The organism is Streptomyces sp. IMTB 2501, assembly GCF_001953885.1.
GTDB lineage: Bacteria > Actinomycetota > Actinomycetes > Streptomycetales > Streptomycetaceae > Streptomyces.
Genome location: NZ_MQUS01000045.1, coordinates 26,511 through 41,641 on the forward strand (window position 1 = coordinate 26,511; position 15,131 = coordinate 41,641).

Consider the following 15,131-nt stretch of genomic DNA (forward strand, 5'->3'; position numbering starts at 1 on the left):
GTCACCAGCGCCCCACCCTCGTACCGGTGACCGGTGCCGACCGCCCGCCGTCCACCCCGACCGGCACGTCGCCCGCGAGCATCACCCGGTGCGTGATCCGGGGAGGCCCAGGTGGGCGTTGTCGCTGGGGCGAGGGGAGGGTGGCCGCGCCGAGCCGGTGCTCGGCGCGCAGCCCGTCCCACGAAGGGGCGGACCAGCGCCGAGAGTCCGGCGTGGACGGCGGCCAGACTGCCGGGGGTCGTGTCGCCGCCGTAGGGCGGTCGCGGCCGGCGACGGGTGCCGTGGTCGCACTGCCGGCCGCGCAGCAGGGTGTGCCGGCGCCGCCGCGGCCGCTCCCCGTGCTCCATGCCGAACCGGCCGCCCAGCTCCAGCCGGCCCGCGGTGGTCTCCACCTCCGGGAAGCCGGCCGGTGAGGCACTCCCCCCGGACCGGGACCACGGGTTCGCCGAAGCGGCGGGTGAAGGGGACATGCCCGGCGTGGTCCAGCTGCTGCCCGCGGAAGAACACCGCCGTTCAGCGCAGTACGGCCTGCCGGATCAGGGCCACCACGGCGTCGTCCAGCGGCCCGGCGGGTTCGGCGCCGGTGATCTCGGCACCGATGTGCCCGGCGACCGGATTCACCTCCCCCCCGACGCGCTCCGTGTGATCCACGGTGGCCCTGTGCGGCGCCATGCGCGCTCCGGTGCTCGTCTGCACCGGCTTCCCACCGATCGTGACATCCCGGCCCTCACACGGTGAACTCCCGGATGACCGTGTTCCGGAACACCGCCGTGCCGCCGGCCGCGAAGAGCGCCAGCCGGTCGTCCACCAGGTATGGGAACACCTCGCTGGAGTGCGCGTACCGGCCGTCGTCGACGAACATCTCGACGCAGGTGCGGTCCACCGGGATGCGCAGCCGCACCCGGCCGGCGCCCGGGTCGAAGGGGCTGCGACTCTCCTGTCTGTTGCCGCTGGAGTCGGGGTTGACGGTGCCGCGCCGGTTGAGGAAGGGCGCGGAGGGCGTCCCGGAAGCCGCGCAGCCGCTCCACGGACGCGATGTCGTCCTGCCCGCCGACCACGGCGAGCCGGCGGTGCCCGGCCTACAGCAGCAGCCGCGCGGCCGTGCGCCCGCCCGCCCGCTCGGCCGGGACGACAGCGGGCGGCGAGTCGTCCTCGGGCAGGCCGTTGGCGAGCACGGAGTGGGTGCGGTGCAGCCCCTCGGGAACCCGCACCCGGCGCAGCGACATGGCCGCGTAGATGATGCCGTCGACGCGCCGGTCGAGGAGTTCGGCGACGGCCGCGTCCTCCTTGGCCGGGTCGCCGCCGGAGTCCACCGTGACCACCAGGTGGTCGCTGTCTCAGGCGGTCTCCACCGCGCCGCGCAGCAGCCGCCCGGCGAACGGGGACGAGGCGATCTCGTCGGTGACCAGCCCGATCATGGCCGTACGGCGCCGGCGCAGGCCGCGGGCGACCGGATCGGGCCGGTAGCCGAGCTGGGCGGCGACCTGCCGGATGCGTTCCTGGGTGGCGGGCGAGAGGTTGCCCCCGGCTCGGCCGTTGAAGACGAAGGAGACGGCCGTGTGCGAGACGCCGGCGAGCCGGGCGACGTCGCGTGAAGTGGGCCGTCCGCCGCCCGCACCGCCCCGCTCCGTGCCGCCGCCCATGCTGTCCGCTGCCCTCTCCCACCCGTCCGCTTGATCACCGCTCACCCTATCCGTGAGGCTGGAGGGACGACACAGTCGAGGGAAGGTCCCATCGTGAACGGTATTCCGGCGTACACCCTCAACGACGGTACGGCGATCCCCGCCATCGGCCTCGGCACCTGGCCGCTCGACGACGCGGCGGCCGAGCAGGCCGTGGGCTCCGCACTCGGCCTGGGCTACCGGCTGGTGGACACCGCGACGAACTACCGCAACGAGACCGGTGTGGGGCGGGGCATAGCGGGCAGTGGCGTGCCGCGTGAGGAACTGGTCGTGACCACCAAGCTGCCCGGCCGGCACCACGGCTACGAGGAGACCCTCGCCTCGTTCGAGGAGTCCCGGCAGCGGCTGGGCTTGGAGTATGTGGACCTGTATCTGATCCACTGGCCCAATCCCCGGGTCGGCAAGTACGTCGACTCCTGGAAGGCGATGATCAAGCTGCGCGAGGACGGGCTGGTCCGCTCGATCGGCGTCTCGAACTTCACCGCGGAGCACATCACGCTGCTGGAGAAGGAGACCGGCGTGCTGCCGTCGGTGAATCAGATCGAGTTGCATCCGCTGTTCCCGCAGGAAGAGCTGCGCGCCTTCCACGCGGACAAGGGCATCGTGACCGAGAGCTGGAGTCCGCTGGGCCAGGGCAGCCATGTGCTGGACGACCCCGCGGTCGCGCGGATCGCCGAGTTGCACGGGGTGACTCCGGGCCAGGTGCTGCTGCGCTGGCACCTCCAGATGGGCGCGCTGCCCATTCCGAAGTCGGCGGATCCGGGCCGGCAGCGCGCCAACCTGGACGTCTTCCGCTTCTCCCTGGACTCCGGCCAGCTGGCGGCGATCGCCCGCCGCGCCCCGCGCCGGCTCGGCGGCGATCCCGAACGGCACGAGGAGTTCTGAGCCGGCCGGAGGCTCTACCGCTCCTCGATCCGCTGCAGCGTGCCGCTTTCCGGGTGCCGTCACCCGGGGGCGCGGCGGGGCTGGCGAGGATGTCAAGGAGTGCGGCGCTGCGGCTGCCGGGCTCGGCGTGGAAGACGACCGGGGTGAGTCCTTCGGTGCCGTCCACGGACTGCTCGTTCGACGGCAGATCGAGGTAGCCGGCCTGTGGATGGGTCAGGTGGCTCACCCGGCCGCGGCGGGGCCGTACCTCTTGCCGGGCCCACAGGGTGCGGAAGCGGTCGCTGCACCGGTCCAGTTCGCCGGCCAGGTCGCGCAGCCGCGGGTCGTCGGCGTCGGCCCCGGCGCAACGCGCGCTCGGCCGGGTTGAGGAGGACGGCCCGCAGGATCCAGTGCCCCAACAGGCGACGTTCGCCCCGTCGCGACGCCCGGTACGCCCTCTCGCCACGGGCCGAAAGCCCACGGACGCCCCAGCCCCTCGGGTACGGCCTCCAGCCGGCACACCGAGAGCACGGCACCGGACGTCACCCCTTGACGGGCAGACGTCGCCTGCTGGGGCACTGGACGCCGGGCCGGCGGTTCGGGGTGAGCGTGGTGACGAGGATGTTCGCGGCCAGGTAGTCGGTGTTGCGGTTCTGGATGCAGGCGGGGTTGCGCGGTCGGCCGTAGATGAGCTGCAGCAGGCTCGCCGGCACGGCCGCGTGCGGCGCCCGGACCGTGCACCGGGCCTGGCCGGTCCTGGGCGAGGCCGACGAGGTGGGCCGTGGCATCGGCGACGAGCTTCAGCACGCGCGCAACAGCCTCGGGGACCTGCACGGACGGGTTACGGTCCCGGCCCTGCTCCAGCCACAGGCAAGCAGTCGGAGCCGCTGCCGGCCGGCAGCGCGGCCTCCTCGCGGTGCAGCCCCGGCGCCCGTCGCAGGCCGCCACCGGGCAGCCCCACGTCCCTGGCCCTGGCACTCCCAGGATCGCCGGGGTACTGCAACGGCGGGCGCCCGGGATGCAGGGTGGAAAGCGGGGCCGCCGGAGCGAGAGCGGTGGCTCGGACAACCTGAGCACCATCCTGAGAGGTACGACATGACCGCACAGCTCGGCGGCACGATCACCCCGGCCGACGGCCTGACCCTGACCCGCGTCGGCTACGGCGCCATGCAGCTGGCCGGGCCGGGTGTCTTCGGTCCGCCCAAGGACCGTGACCGGGCCGTCGCGGTGCTCCGCGCGGTGGTGGAGGCGGGTATCACACACATCGACACCGCCGACTTCTACGGTCCCGTGGTCGTCAACGAGATCATCAGGGAGGCCCTGCACCCCTACCCCGAGGACCTCCGTATCGTCACCAAGGTCGGCGCCCGCCGGGGAGCCGACGGCACCTGGATCATGTCGCGGCACCCCGAGGACCTGAAGGCGCAGGTGTACGACAACCTGCGCAACCTCGGCGTGGAGGCCCTGGACCTGGTCAATCTGCGGCTGGGCGACGTGGACGCCCCGAACGACGACTCCCTGGCCGAGCAGTTCGGCGCGCTGGCCGGGCTGCGGGAGCGGGGGCTGATCCGGCACCTGGGGCTGAGCACGGTGACCGCCGCGCAGCTGGACGAGGCGCTGGCCATCGCGCCCGTGGTGAGCGTGCAGAACCTGTACAACCTGGCCAACCGGCAGGACGACGCCCTCGTGGCGCGTACGGCCGCCGACAACATCGCCTTCGTGCCGTACTTCCCGCTCGGCGGTTTCACCCCGCTGCAGTCCGAGACACTGGCGAAGGTCGCCGCCCGGCTGGAGGCCTCGCCGCAGCAGGTGGCGCTGGCCTGGCTGCTGCACCGGTCGCCGAACATCGCGCTCATCCCCGGCACGTCCTCGCCGGAGCACTTGCGGGAGAACATCGCCGCCGCGAGCCTGGTGCTGCCGGACGACACGGTCGCCGAGCTGGACCGCATCGCGGGCTGACCGGCCCAGCCCGGGGTACTCGGGGCCCGTGAGGCGGCCGCACGGAAGGAGCCGCACGTGGCAGCGGAGGACCGGCTGCGGACGTACCGCGGCAAGCGCGACTTCGAGCGGACCCGTGAACCGTCGGGGCAGCCGCGCGGGTCGGGGGACGAGGAGCCTCATTTCGTGGTGCAGATCCACGACGCGCGGCGGATGCACTTCGACTTCCGGCTCCAGATCGACGACGTCCTGAAGTCCTGGTCGGTCCCGAAGGGCCCGTCCACCGACCCCGGGGACAAGCGGCTGGCCGTGCCGACGGAGGACCATCCGCTGGAGTACGAGGATTTCGAGGGCGTGATCCCGAAGGACGAGTACGGCGGCGGCACGGTGATCGTGTGGGACCGCGGCACCTATGAGCCGCTCAGCCACGACCGCGGGGGCCGTCCGGTGGGGTTCGCGGAGTCCCTGGAACGCGGGCACGCCACGTTCCGGCTGCACGGGACGAAGCTGCACGGCGAGTACGCGCTGACCCGGTTCCGCACCGGTGCGGACGAGGAGGAGGCCTGGCTGCTGGTGCGCAAGGGGCCGGCGCGGTCGGACGGCCACGGCACCCCCGATCCCCGCCGGGCCCGCTCGGTGCGCACCGGTCGCACCCTCGCCCAGGTCGCGGCCGACGGCGAGTGAGCGGCGGTGCCGGGAGGTGTTTCAGGCTCGGGAGCGGATCCGGATCGCCGGGTTCCGGCCCCAACTAGTGCCCCGGCAGGCAACGCCGGCTCCATGTTCACCGCGACACCCCGCTCGTGCTCGGTGTGCTGTCCGAGCTGCCGCACGGCTCCCCGCCCTTGGAGGACGCCCCGAACCCGGGCTGCCCGGTCCACTGATCGGGCCGGTCAGATGTCGGGCAGCGCCTGCTCGGCCCAGATCGTCTTGCCCCGGCCGGTCTGTCTGCTGCCCCAGCGCTGGGTGAGCTGGGCGACCAGCAGCAGTCCGCGGCCGCCCTCGTCGTAGGCGTGCGCCCGGCGCAGATGCGGTGAGGTGGAACTGGCGTCGGAGACCTCGCAGATGAGCGCCCGGTCGCGGATCAGCCGGAGCTGGATGGGCGGTTCGCCGTAGCGGATGGCGTTGGTGACGAGTTCGCTGACGACGAGTTCGGTGACGAAGGCGGCCTCGTCCAGCCCCCAGGTGGCCAGTTGCTCGCCGACCGCCTGCCGGAAGGCGGCGACCTCGGCGGGGTCGGGCGGAACGTCCCAGGTGGCGACCCGGTCGGCGCCCAGGGCGCGGGTACGTACGAGCAGCAGGGCGACGTCGTCACTGTGCTGGTCGGGCAGGACGGCCTTCAGGACGCTGTCGCACAGGGCCTCGAGCGAGGAAGCGGGCGCGCTGAGGGCTCTGCGCAGTTCGTCGGCGGCGCCGTCGAGGTCCCGGTCGCGGTCCTCGATCAGGCCGTCGGTGTAGAGAGCGACAACGGAGCCCGCGGGGAGTTCCAGTTCCGTCGCCTCGAACGGCAGCCCGCCGACACCGAGGGGTGGTCCGGCGCTCATGGGGATGGACTCGGCGGTGCCGCCCGGCAGGACGACGGCCGGGGCCGGGTGGCCGGCGGCGGCCAGGTTGAGGCGGCGCGAGACGGGGTCGTAGACGGCGTACAGGCAGGTGGCACCGAGTTCGGCCACCTCCTCGCCGCTGTCCTCGGCGGCGAGGTGGGTGACCAGGTCGTCCAGGTGCGTGAGCAGTTCGTCGGGCGGCAGGTCCACATCGGCGAGGGTGCGTACGGCCGTGCGCAGCCGGCCCATGGTGGCCGAGGACTGGATGCCATGGCCGACGACGTCGCCCACGACGAGGCCGACCCGGCCGCCGGAGAGCGGGATGACGTCGAACCAGTCGCCGCCGATGCCGGCCAGCGATCCGCACGGCAGATAGCGGTGGGCCACCTCGACCGCGGCCTGTCCGGGCAGGCCCCTGGGCAGCAGGCTGTGCTGGAGGGCGAGGGCGGTGGTGCGCTCCCGGGCGAAGCGGCGGGCGTTGTCGATGGAGACGGCGGCGCGGCTGCCGAGTTCCTCGGCGAAGACGGCGTCGTCGCAGGCGTAGGCGTCGGGGTGGGCCGAGCGGACGCAGACCGCGACGCCCAGCGTGGTGCCGCGGGCCCGCAGGGGCACCGCGATCAGGGAGTGGGCGTCCAGCCGATGGGGGCGGCCCTGCGGCGAGCGCGCGTTGCGGTCCTCCAGCCATTCGACGAACTCCGGCTCGCCGGCCTGGCTGAGCATCGCGTGGCCCTCGCGCAGAGCGCGGGCGGGCGGTGAGCCCGGCGGATAGAGGTCGGTCTCGCCGATGCGGACGGCCGCGCCGGGATTGCCCTCGTGGGTCGAGCCGTGGGCGATGCGGTGCAGTGCGACACCGTCCGGCATCATCGGCGGCTCGTCCGCGCCCAGCACCCAGTCGAGCAGGTCGACACTGGCGAAGTCGGCATAGCGCGGGACGAGGATGTCGATCAGTTCCTCGGCGGTGCGCACCACGTCCAGGGTGGTGCCGACGGCGGTGGTGGCCTCGTTGAGCAGGGCGAGGCGACGGCGGGCCCAGTACTGCTCGGTGTTGTCGAAGGCGGCCATGGCGACCCCGGCCAGCTCGCCGGAGGCGGCGCGCAACGGCCACATCTCGATGCTCCAGAGGTGCTCCCGGTTCAGTGCGGGGGCGCCGGCGAAGCTCTCGTAGCGGACGGGCCGGCCGGTCTCGGCGACCTCTCGGAGGTGGCGCAGGAAGCCCTGGTTGTATGCGGTCTCCTCCACGGTCTCCGGGAAGAATCGGCCGGTCAGCGCGGACTCGGGGACGCCCATCACCTTGCAGGCGGTGTCGTTGACCCGGAGATAGCGCTGCTGGAGGTCGAAGACCGACATGGACATGGAGGCCTGTTCGAAGGCGTCGGCCGGCAGAGTGGCGTCGGGCGGGTCGGCCGTGACGACGAAGCCGGTGGACTGCCCGTCGGCCCCGGCGACGGGGCAGGCGGTGACGGCCAGGTCGACGCGGTGGCCGTCACGGTGACGCAGCGCGACGCTGCCGGCGCGCGCGGCGAGCGTGTCGTCCGGGATGTCCTCGGCGAGCAGTTCGGCAGCGGGCCGGCCCACGACGTCCGCGGCCGGACGGCCGGTGAGCCGCCGCGCTCCCTCGCTCCACCCGGTCACCGTGCCCAGGGCGTCAATGACCGCCACGGCGGCGCCATGCTTCATATGCCCCAGGATGTTCCGATTGACGCGGCACATCAAGCGCGCGTGCGCGCCTAAGCGTCCGGCGCGGAGCGGGAGCCGTTCAGCCCTTGTGGGCGCGCAGGGCGGCCAGAGCCCGGTCGGCGTGGGTGTTCATACGCAGCTCGCTGCGGACGATCTCCAGGACCGTGCGGTCCTGGGCGATCACGAAAGTGACGCGTTTGGTGGGGACGAGGGAGAAACCGCGCTTGACGCCGAACCGCTCACGGACCGTGCCGTCGGGGTCGGAGAGCAGCGGCATGCCGAGGTCGTGCCGGCCGGCGAACTCCTGCTGCTTGTCGACGTCGTCGCCGCTGATGCCGACGGGCCGGGCGCCGACGGCGGCGAACTCGGCGGCGAGGTCGCGGAAGTGGCAGGCCTCGGCGGTGCAGCCCGGAGAGAGAGCGGCCGGGTAGAAGAAGAGCACCACCGGCCCGTCGGACAGCAGTTCGCTGAGCCGGCGGGTGGCGCCGGTCTCGTCGGACAGGGCGAAGTCCTCGGCCTTGTCCCCGACCTCGATACGTTCCGTCATGACCGTCCCTCCTCGCTCGGGCCCCTTCGCGGGCCCGACTCGTTCCGGGCGACTCCCCGCGCCGCGCGGGCGGGCGCCGCGCCGGATATTACTGGACGGTAGGCGCGAGGGCGTTCGTCTTGCCGCAGGTGCTGCACTCTCCGCGTCATACGCGAGGCCTCCACGCCCAGGCGCCGCGCGGTTTCCCCGGCCGCAGCGGATGGGAGTCGGCGATCTGCCGTCGGACGGCGATTCCGTGGGCATGCCCGTATCCCCTGCGTGTCGCACAGGCCGCCCGTCGCCTTGAGCGTGCTGGAATCAGCGGGTCCACTGCTCTTCCTGACACCCGGAGGAACTCCATGGCCTTCGCCGTCGTCGCCCAGTACCAGTGCGCCCCCGCCGACGCGGACACCGTGCGCGACGCGCTGCGGAAGATGCGCGAACTCGTCCCGTCGGAACCCGCGAACCTCGCCTACGAGGCGCACGAGGTCGTCGACCGGCCGGGGGCGTTCGTACTGTACGAGCGCTACACCGACCGGGCCGGCTTCGAGGCGCACAAGGAGACGGGCCATTTCGCGGAGCTGATCCGGGGCACGGTGTTCCCCCTGCTCGAGGAGCGGACCATCACCATGGCCGAGACGCTCTGACACGTCACCCGGTCGTCCGCCGGGACGGACGGGACGGCGGAACACTCCTGCGCCGCGGGCCGGACGGCCCGCACCGGGCGGCACACGTCCCACGGGACGTCCCGGCCGTCCCCGGGGACAGCGGGACGGCATCCTGATGACCCGTCACGGAAACGCTTGCTGTCGTGATCACCGCTCGTGGTCACGAGAACGACAGCCGGAGGTTTCCATGATCCCACGGACTCTCAAGGGCGGTCTGCTGGCCACGGTCACGGTGCTCGCACTCCTGCCCACGGCGGCCGGGGCCACCGCGGCGGGCGCCGCCGCCCAGCACCCGGTACCCAGCGCCGTCGCCCAGTACGGCACCCACCACCGCGCCCACCACCGCCACCACCTCCGCAGGCACCACGCACACCGCGTGTACCGCGGCCACCGCTACACGACCCAGGGAGCGGTGTACCACTCCGTCGAGCGGGCGATGCCCTACCGGCTCACCTCGCACATGGCCCTGTACCGCCTGGACCACCGCCTCATCGCGCGGCCGGTGTCGCACCGTCGCGTCCTGCCCGTCACCGGCCGGGTCGCCACGCGTCACGCATGGCTGAACGTCCGCTCCGGGCCGGGCACCGGCTACCGGGTGATCGGCCACCGGCAGTCGGGCCGGCAGCTGGCGCTCGTCTGCCAGACGCACGGCTCCTGGGTGCACGGGAACCGCGTCTGGTACCGGCTGCGGCACCACGCGGGCTATGTCTCGGCCCACTACGTCCGCGCCAATCGCGCCCTTCCCTGGTGCTGACGGCACGACACCGCCGTACCACCTAGCTGCCGAAGGCCCGTTCGACGATCCCCGAACGGGCCTTCGGCACGCCCGCGTGCCTCACCCTCCTCATACCTCACCGGGCGTTGCAGTCGCCGCGCTGCTGGGAAGCCATTCCGACAACAGGGGCTAAACCGCCCATAGCGGAAACGGAGTCGAGGACGCACGATGCGGCACCCCCAAGGATCGACCACACCGGACGACCCACTGGTGGTGGGACTGCGCGAACTGAAGGACCGTACGGGCCTGAGCCTCGCGGCGCTGGCCGCGCGCACCCCGTACAGCAAGTCCGCGTGGCACCGCTATCTGTCCGGCGCCACGCCACCGCCGAGGGCCGCCGTGGAGGCGCTGTGCCGGCTCGCGGGCGCCGACCCCGAGGCCGTACTGGCGCTGTGGGAGGCGGCCGACGCCTCCGCGGCCACGGCCGGGACGGAAAAACCCGGCCGGATGCGGCGGTTCCGGCGGATCGCGTCCTGGCGGGCGCCCTGGCTGCCGCTTTCCGCGCTCGCGCTGTTCGGCGCGGCGACGGCGGTGACCGCCGCCGTCGCCCTGTACACACGGCCGGGCAACGCGCCCGCCGAGCAGCCCGTGTCGGCGGTACCCCGCTGTCACGGCCGGTCCTGCCAGGGCGAGTTGCCCGATGCCTCGATGTGCGCCAAGGACGCGCGGACCGTGAGCGAGGTCACCGACCCCGCCTACACCGTGCGGCTGCGCTACTCGCCCGCCTGCGGGACCGCCTGGTCCGAGGTGCGGCTGCGCTCGGCCAAGGTGCGTGAGGTGTCGGTGCGGGCCGGGCAGGACGTGCTCTCGGCGGGTTATCCGGCGGCCGACTCCGACGGGGACAGCAGCCCCATGCTCTCGGTGCCCTCGCCACGGGGTGTGGAGGCCTGTGCCGAGGTGGACGGGGAACTGGCCTGCACGGGCCTGGACGTGGAGCCGGACGCGCAGCGGTGAGAGACAGAAGGCGTTCGACGGCGAACGGGCCGACTCCGGCGAGGATGTTGCCGCAGTTCTGACGCTCACTCACTTCAGCTCGGTCTACTGCGACTTGGAGGAAGAGATAGGCGATGTCGGCGTCCGGGTCGGCGGAGGCGGAGACCACCGCCACCTTGCTGGTGAGCGGGTGGGCGCCACCGAGGCCGTCGACATGGCGCGGGTCGGGGCTGCCCATGATGCGCAGGAGCAGGTCGTCCCGGGCGGCCGGGTCGGCGGGCAGGTCCTCGGCCAGGAGATACGCGCCCTTGGAGGTGCCGCCGCGCATCAGCATGCAGCGCACCTCCGTCGGCGCGGTCATGCCCCGGCTCCGGCCCCGTCCTGACTGTGGGTCTCTCCCCGGACGTGATCCTCGTACGAGACGTATGTGACACCCAGCCGGGTCAGTTTCTCCCGCAATCCGTAGCGGTCCAGGCCGAGTTGGCCGTCCTGGAAGGCGGCGCGGGTGGCGGCTTCCTTGGCCTCGTGGACCTCGGAGGCCTCGACGGCCGCGCGAGCCCGCTCGCGGGGGACGACCACGACACCGTCGTCGTCGGCGAGGATCACATCGCCGGGGCGGACGACCCGGCCGCCGAGGGCGACAGGGACGTTGACCGAGCCGCCGGTCGCCTTCGCGGTGCCTTGCGCGCTGACGGCCGCCGACCAGGCGGGGAAGCCGAGTTCACGCAGTTCCCGGGTGTCGCGGACACCCGCGTCGATGACCAGGCCGCGCACCCCGCGCCGCTGCAGCGCGGTGGCGAACAGCTCGCCGAACATGCCGTCGGTGGACGGGGAGGTGGTGGTGACGACCAGGATGTCGCCCGCGCCGCACTGCTCCACGGCCGCGTGGATCATGAGGTTGTCGCCGGGCCAGGACAGCACGGTGACCGCCGTACCGGCGACCCGGACGCCCTGCTGGACGGGGCGCAGCCGGGCCGGAAGCAGTCCGGTGCGGCCCATGGCCTCGTGCACGATGGCGACGCCGTACCCGGCGAGGGCGTCGACGTCCTTCGCCTCGGCCTTCGGCGGGCCGGTGACGATCACGCCGCTCATGCCAGCTCCTTCGCGATCTGCGGGAACGGCCGCATGTACGCCTCGGCCATGGTGTTGTGCGCCAGGCCCAGGTTGGAGCCGGTGTTGCGCTTGAGCTGGACGCCGCGGCGCACGGCGAGGTCGGTGTAGTAGGCCCACAGGTGCTGCTGGGCGGCGAGGCACTCCATCGCCTTGCGCTTGGTGTCCCACACCGCGGTGATGTCGAGCAGCACCTCGGGCTTGAAGCCGCTCATCTCGGGCTGGTGCGGCTCGAAGTAGAAGACCGGCGGGGCGCCGATGATCTCGCCGGGGCCGGGATGGCCGATCGCCTGGGCGAGGATGCGGGCCTGGAGCGCCATGCGGTTGGCGGCCGGATGGTCGCCGTTGTACGGGTCGTCGACCGGATGGGTGAGGACCACGTCGGGCTGGATCTCGCGGTAGACCGAGACGAGTTGGTCGGTCAGTTCGGGAGTACCGACGAGGGGGTGGTCGCCGGCGTCGAAGAAGCGGAGCTCGGCGCCGAGCGTGGCGGCCGCCTGCTCCGCCTCGCCTCGGCGTATCGCCTTGATCTCCTCAAGGGTCTTCCCCTCGCGCCTCGCCTTGGCGGACTCGCCGCGCTCGCCGAAGGTCAGGCAGGCGATCGCGACCTTCTCGCCCCGGGAGGCGGCCAGGGCGATCGCTCCACCCGCCCGCCACACGAAGTCCCCGGCGTGCGCGGTGACGACGAGGGTCGACCGGGGCGGGCCGGACGACGCGTTCGGCCGCGTCATGGCATCTCCTTGCTGGACAGTGGACGCCCACTCACCCCAGCGATCGGACACACGGCGCAGGCACACGGGCGCGCCCCGGGGGCGCGCCGGATCGTCAGTCGCTGAGCGCGTCGATCACACTGGTGAGATGGGCGCGGACGGCCGCTTCGGCCGCCTGCGGGGCCCTGGCCCTGATCGCCTCGATCATCGCCAGGTGCTCGGTCAGGGATTGCTGGGGGCGCCCCGGCCGGAGCGCCAACTGGAAGCGGTGGCGGACCAGTTGGGCGTTGAGCCGCTCCAGCAGCTCGACCGCGGTCCGCTGGCCGGACATCTCCCGGATGCGGTCGTGGAGTCGGTGGTTGAGGTCGGAATAGGTGACCGGCTCGCCGTCGGCGACGGCCTTCTCCATCGCCGCGCCGAGATCGGCCAGTTCGGTCAGCTGCTCGTCGTCGGCGACGACGGCGGCCTTGGCCGCGCACAGCCCTTCCAGAACCATGCGGCACTCCGTGATCGCGACCGCTTCCTCCACGGTGACCACCCGCACCCGCGAGCCGCGGTTGCGGATCCGCTCGACCAGTCCCTGTGCCTCCAGATCGATCAGTGCCGCACGGATGCTGGCCCGCGTCACACCGAACTGCTCGGCGAGTTCGTTCTCCACCAGCCGCTGAGCCGGTGCCGTCTCGCCGCGCAGGATCGCCTGCCGCAGCTGCGCGAGCGCATGCTGCTTGGCCTGCTCTCCGGTGCTCGGCCGGGCTTCCTTGGTGCTCGGCCGGGCTTCCTTCGGCATCGTGCCCTCCCTGAGTGAGTGCCTGGCGAACGTGAATCTGGCCAGACAAGATTGTCAACAATTTTGTTTTCGTTTTTGGCCCATCGGACCCCGGGGCTCGTCAGCCCGTGCGGTACAGCTCGCTGAGCAGTTCGAGGACGGCCTGGAGGGTGGGGTGCGGGTCGTCGCGCCACCAGGCGAGCCGTACGGCGACGGGTTCGGCGTCGCGCACCGGCCGGTAGACGATGCCGGGCCGCGGGTACTGGTTGGCGGTCGACTCGGCGGTGACTCCGATGCCACGTCCGGCGGCGATGACAGTGAGCCAGTCGTCGACGTCGCGCGTCTCCTCGACAGCGGGGCGGGTCTCCGCCGGCCACAGCTCGGGGGTGGTGGTGCCGGTGCGCCGGTCGACCAGGAGGATCCGGCCGGTGAGATCGGCGAGCCGTACGGAGCGGCGCCGGGCCAGCGGATCGTCGGCGGCCAGCGCGCACAGGCGCCGCTCCAGACCCACGATGGCCGTATCGAAGCGCCGGTCCTCCAGCGGCCGGCGCACCACCGCGAGATCGCAGGCGCCTTCGCCGAGACCGGCGGACGCCGTGTTGACGCGGACGAGATGCAGATCGATCCCGGGGTGCGCGGCGGTCCAGCGCCGCTGGAAGGCGACGGTGTGGCGGCCGACCGCCGACCATGCGTAGCCGATCCGCAGCCGGGTGTGCCCCGAGGCGGCCTCCTGGACCAGGGCGGCGACGTCCGCCAGTACCCGCCGGGCCTGCGCCACCACCCGCAGCCCGGTCGCCGTCGGGGTCACCTCTCGCGAGGTCCGCCGCAACAGCCGTACACCCAGGGCCCGTTCGAGTCCGGCCAGGGTACGGGACACGGCCGCCTGGGACACCCCCAGGGCGATCGCCGCGTCGGTGAAGGTGCCCTCGTCGACGATGGCGACGAGACAGCGCAGCTGCCGCAGTTCGACCTCATCCATACGTCCAGCGTATAGATCGTGGATTGCATGCATTTTGCGCAAACGGCGGGCGAGCGGACGCTCCTGCCATGCGGCGCACTCTCCCCTCTCCCGACGTGACGGTGTCCCCGGCGGTCCGTACCCCCGCACCGGGGCGGCTGGCCGGCGTGGCGACCATGTTCGGCAGCGGTCTCTCCAACCAGACCGGCGCGGCGATCGGCTCGCTGGCCTTCCCGGTCCTCGGTCCGCTCGGGGTGGTGGCGATACGCCAGTACGTCGCCGCGCTGGTCCTCGTGGCCGTCGGCCGGCCGCGCCTGCGCGACTTCACCTGGCGGCAGTGGTGGCCGGTGCTGCTGCTCGCCGGGGTCTTCGGCACCATGAACCTGACCCTGTACTGCGCGATAGACCGGATCGGCCTGGGGCTGGCGGTGACCCTGGAGTTCCTGGGCCCGCTGAGCATCGCGCTGGCCGGCTCGCGGCGCCGGCTGGACGCCGGGTGCGCCGTGCTGGCGGCGGCGGGAGTCGTGGTACTGATGCGCCCCCAGCCGTCCACGGACTACCTGGGGATGGTGCTGGGCCTGGTGGCCGCCTGCTGCTGGGCCTCGTACATCCTGCTCAACCGGGTCGTCGGGCGGCGCGTCCCGGGCGTGCAGGGTTCGGCAGCGGCCGCGTGTGCCTCCGCGGTGACTTTCCTGCCGATCGGGATCCTCGTCGCCGTACGGCATCCACCGACGACCGGGGCCGTACTGTGCGCGGTGGTGGCGGGCGTACTGTCGTCGGCCGTGCCGTACCTGGCCGATCTGCTCACCCTGCGTACGGTGCCGGCCCAGACCTTCGGTCTGTTCATGAGCGTCAACCCGGTGCTGGCGGCCGTGGTCGGCTGGGTGGTCCTCGGACAGGGTCTGGGCGTGCCGGAGTGGGCGGGGATCGGGGCGGTGGTCGCCGCGAACGCGGTCAGCATCGCGACGACCCGCACCTGATTC

14 protein-coding genes and 5 pseudogenes are annotated in these 15,131 nt (G+C 72.8%); 7 read left to right on the top strand and 12 right to left on the bottom strand.

All coding sequences use genetic code 11. From position 1 onward, the window contains the following. Position 1 precedes the first annotated feature (1 nt). From AV521_RS42190 to AV521_RS42200, 3 pseudogenes are all read right to left on the bottom strand, one after another. Positions 2-672 (bottom strand): annotated as a pseudogene (locus AV521_RS42190) (TauD/TfdA dioxygenase family protein). Positions 673-727: 55 nt separating this feature from the next. Then, a pseudogene (locus tag AV521_RS42195) lies at positions 728-988 on the bottom strand (GH32 C-terminal domain-containing protein); the annotation flags it as partial. 1 nt (position 989) lies between these two features. Further along, positions 990-1,643 (bottom strand): annotated as a pseudogene (locus AV521_RS42200) (LacI family DNA-binding transcriptional regulator); the annotation flags it as partial. A 93-nt stretch (positions 1,644-1,736) separates the two neighbouring features. Between AV521_RS42200 and AV521_RS42205 the strand changes: the two are divergent. Then, the gene (locus AV521_RS42205; protein WP_076096859.1) at positions 1,737-2,567 is read left to right on the top strand and encodes an aldo/keto reductase; all 831 of its coding nucleotides are present in this window, start codon (positions 1,737-1,739) and stop codon (positions 2,565-2,567) included. Positions 2,568-2,673: 106 nt separating this feature from the next. On the opposite strand, the pseudogene AV521_RS51850 reads toward AV521_RS42205, so the two are convergent. Both AV521_RS51850 and AV521_RS51855 read right to left on the bottom strand, forming a co-directional pair. Beyond that, a pseudogene (locus AV521_RS51850) lies at positions 2,674-3,066 on the bottom strand (hypothetical protein); the annotation flags it as partial. Between the two features lie 22 nt (positions 3,067-3,088). Beyond that, on the bottom strand, positions 3,089-3,334 hold the full coding sequence (locus tag AV521_RS51855; RefSeq protein WP_076096863.1) for a hypothetical protein: 246 nt from the start codon (positions 3,332-3,334) through the stop codon (positions 3,089-3,091). A gap of 307 nt (positions 3,335-3,641) precedes the next feature. Between AV521_RS51855 and AV521_RS42220 the strand changes: the two genes are divergently transcribed. Both AV521_RS42220 and AV521_RS42225 read left to right on the top strand, forming a co-directional pair. Further along, on the top strand, positions 3,642-4,505 hold the full coding sequence (locus AV521_RS42220) for an oxidoreductase (RefSeq protein ID WP_076096865.1): 864 nt from the start codon (positions 3,642-3,644) through the stop codon (positions 4,503-4,505). Between the two features lie 57 nt (positions 4,506-4,562). Further along, positions 4,563-5,168, top strand: coding sequence for a DNA polymerase ligase N-terminal domain-containing protein (locus AV521_RS42225; RefSeq protein WP_076096867.1), 606 nt, complete (start codon positions 4,563-4,565; stop codon positions 5,166-5,168). Between the two features lie 206 nt (positions 5,169-5,374). On the opposite strand, the gene AV521_RS42230 is transcribed toward AV521_RS42225, so the two are convergent. Together AV521_RS42230 and AV521_RS42235 are read right to left on the bottom strand one after the other, a co-directional pair. Further along, entirely contained in the window at positions 5,375-7,702 is a 2,328-nt protein-coding gene (locus AV521_RS42230; protein WP_076096869.1) for a SpoIIE family protein phosphatase, read from the bottom strand. Between the two features lie 79 nt (positions 7,703-7,781). Beyond that, positions 7,782-8,249 (bottom strand): peroxiredoxin, encoded by a 468-nt coding sequence (locus tag AV521_RS42235; protein WP_076096870.1) that lies wholly within the window; start codon positions 8,247-8,249, stop codon positions 7,782-7,784. 338 nt (positions 8,250-8,587) lie between these two features. Here AV521_RS42235 and AV521_RS42240 point away from each other — a divergent pair, with 338 nt between their 5' ends. The 3 genes from AV521_RS42240 (at position 8,588) to AV521_RS42250 (ending at position 10,625) form a co-directional block, all read left to right on the top strand. Further along, positions 8,588-8,875 (top strand): putative quinol monooxygenase, encoded by a 288-nt coding sequence (locus tag AV521_RS42240; protein WP_076096872.1) that lies wholly within the window; start codon positions 8,588-8,590, stop codon positions 8,873-8,875. A gap of 208 nt (positions 8,876-9,083) precedes the next feature. Next, the gene (locus AV521_RS51865) at positions 9,084-9,650 is read left to right on the top strand and encodes an SH3 domain-containing protein (RefSeq protein ID WP_076096874.1); all 567 of its coding nucleotides are present in this window, start codon (positions 9,084-9,086) and stop codon (positions 9,648-9,650) included. Between the two features lie 189 nt (positions 9,651-9,839). Continuing rightward, complete coding sequence (locus AV521_RS42250; protein WP_079249681.1) at positions 9,840-10,625, top strand: XRE family transcriptional regulator; 786 nt, start codon at positions 9,840-9,842, stop codon at positions 10,623-10,625. Between the two features lie 10 nt (positions 10,626-10,635). Here AV521_RS42250 and AV521_RS42255 read toward each other — a convergent pair. From AV521_RS42255 to AV521_RS42275, 5 genes and pseudogenes are all read right to left on the bottom strand, one after another. Continuing rightward, positions 10,636-10,965, bottom strand: a pseudogene (locus AV521_RS42255) (PrpF domain-containing protein); the annotation flags it as partial. Further along, positions 10,962-11,696 carry a 4-carboxy-4-hydroxy-2-oxoadipate aldolase/oxaloacetate decarboxylase gene (locus AV521_RS42260; protein ID WP_076096878.1) on the bottom strand — a complete coding sequence of 245 codons (735 nt, stop codon included), beginning with the start codon at positions 11,694-11,696 and terminating at the stop codon, positions 10,962-10,964. The pseudogene AV521_RS42255 and the gene AV521_RS42260, both read right to left, overlap by 4 nt. After that, positions 11,693-12,445, bottom strand: coding sequence for a PIG-L deacetylase family protein (locus tag AV521_RS42265; protein WP_076096880.1), 753 nt, complete (start codon positions 12,443-12,445; stop codon positions 11,693-11,695). The genes AV521_RS42260 and AV521_RS42265 overlap by 4 nt, the downstream gene beginning before the upstream one ends. A gap of 94 nt (positions 12,446-12,539) precedes the next feature. Beyond that, entirely contained in the window at positions 12,540-13,211 is a 672-nt protein-coding gene (locus AV521_RS42270) for a GntR family transcriptional regulator (protein WP_076096883.1), read from the bottom strand. 100 nt (positions 13,212-13,311) lie between these two features. Then, positions 13,312-14,169: a LysR family transcriptional regulator gene (locus AV521_RS42275; protein WP_076096885.1), complete on the bottom strand. Its 858-nt coding sequence runs from the start codon at positions 14,167-14,169 to the stop codon at positions 13,312-13,314. Positions 14,170-14,315: 146 nt separating this feature from the next. On the opposite strand from AV521_RS42275, the gene AV521_RS42280 reads away from it, so the two are divergent. Continuing rightward, complete coding sequence (locus tag AV521_RS42280) at positions 14,316-15,128, top strand: DMT family transporter (protein ID WP_076096916.1); 813 nt, start codon at positions 14,316-14,318, stop codon at positions 15,126-15,128. The last annotated feature ends 3 nt before the right edge of the window (positions 15,129-15,131 follow it).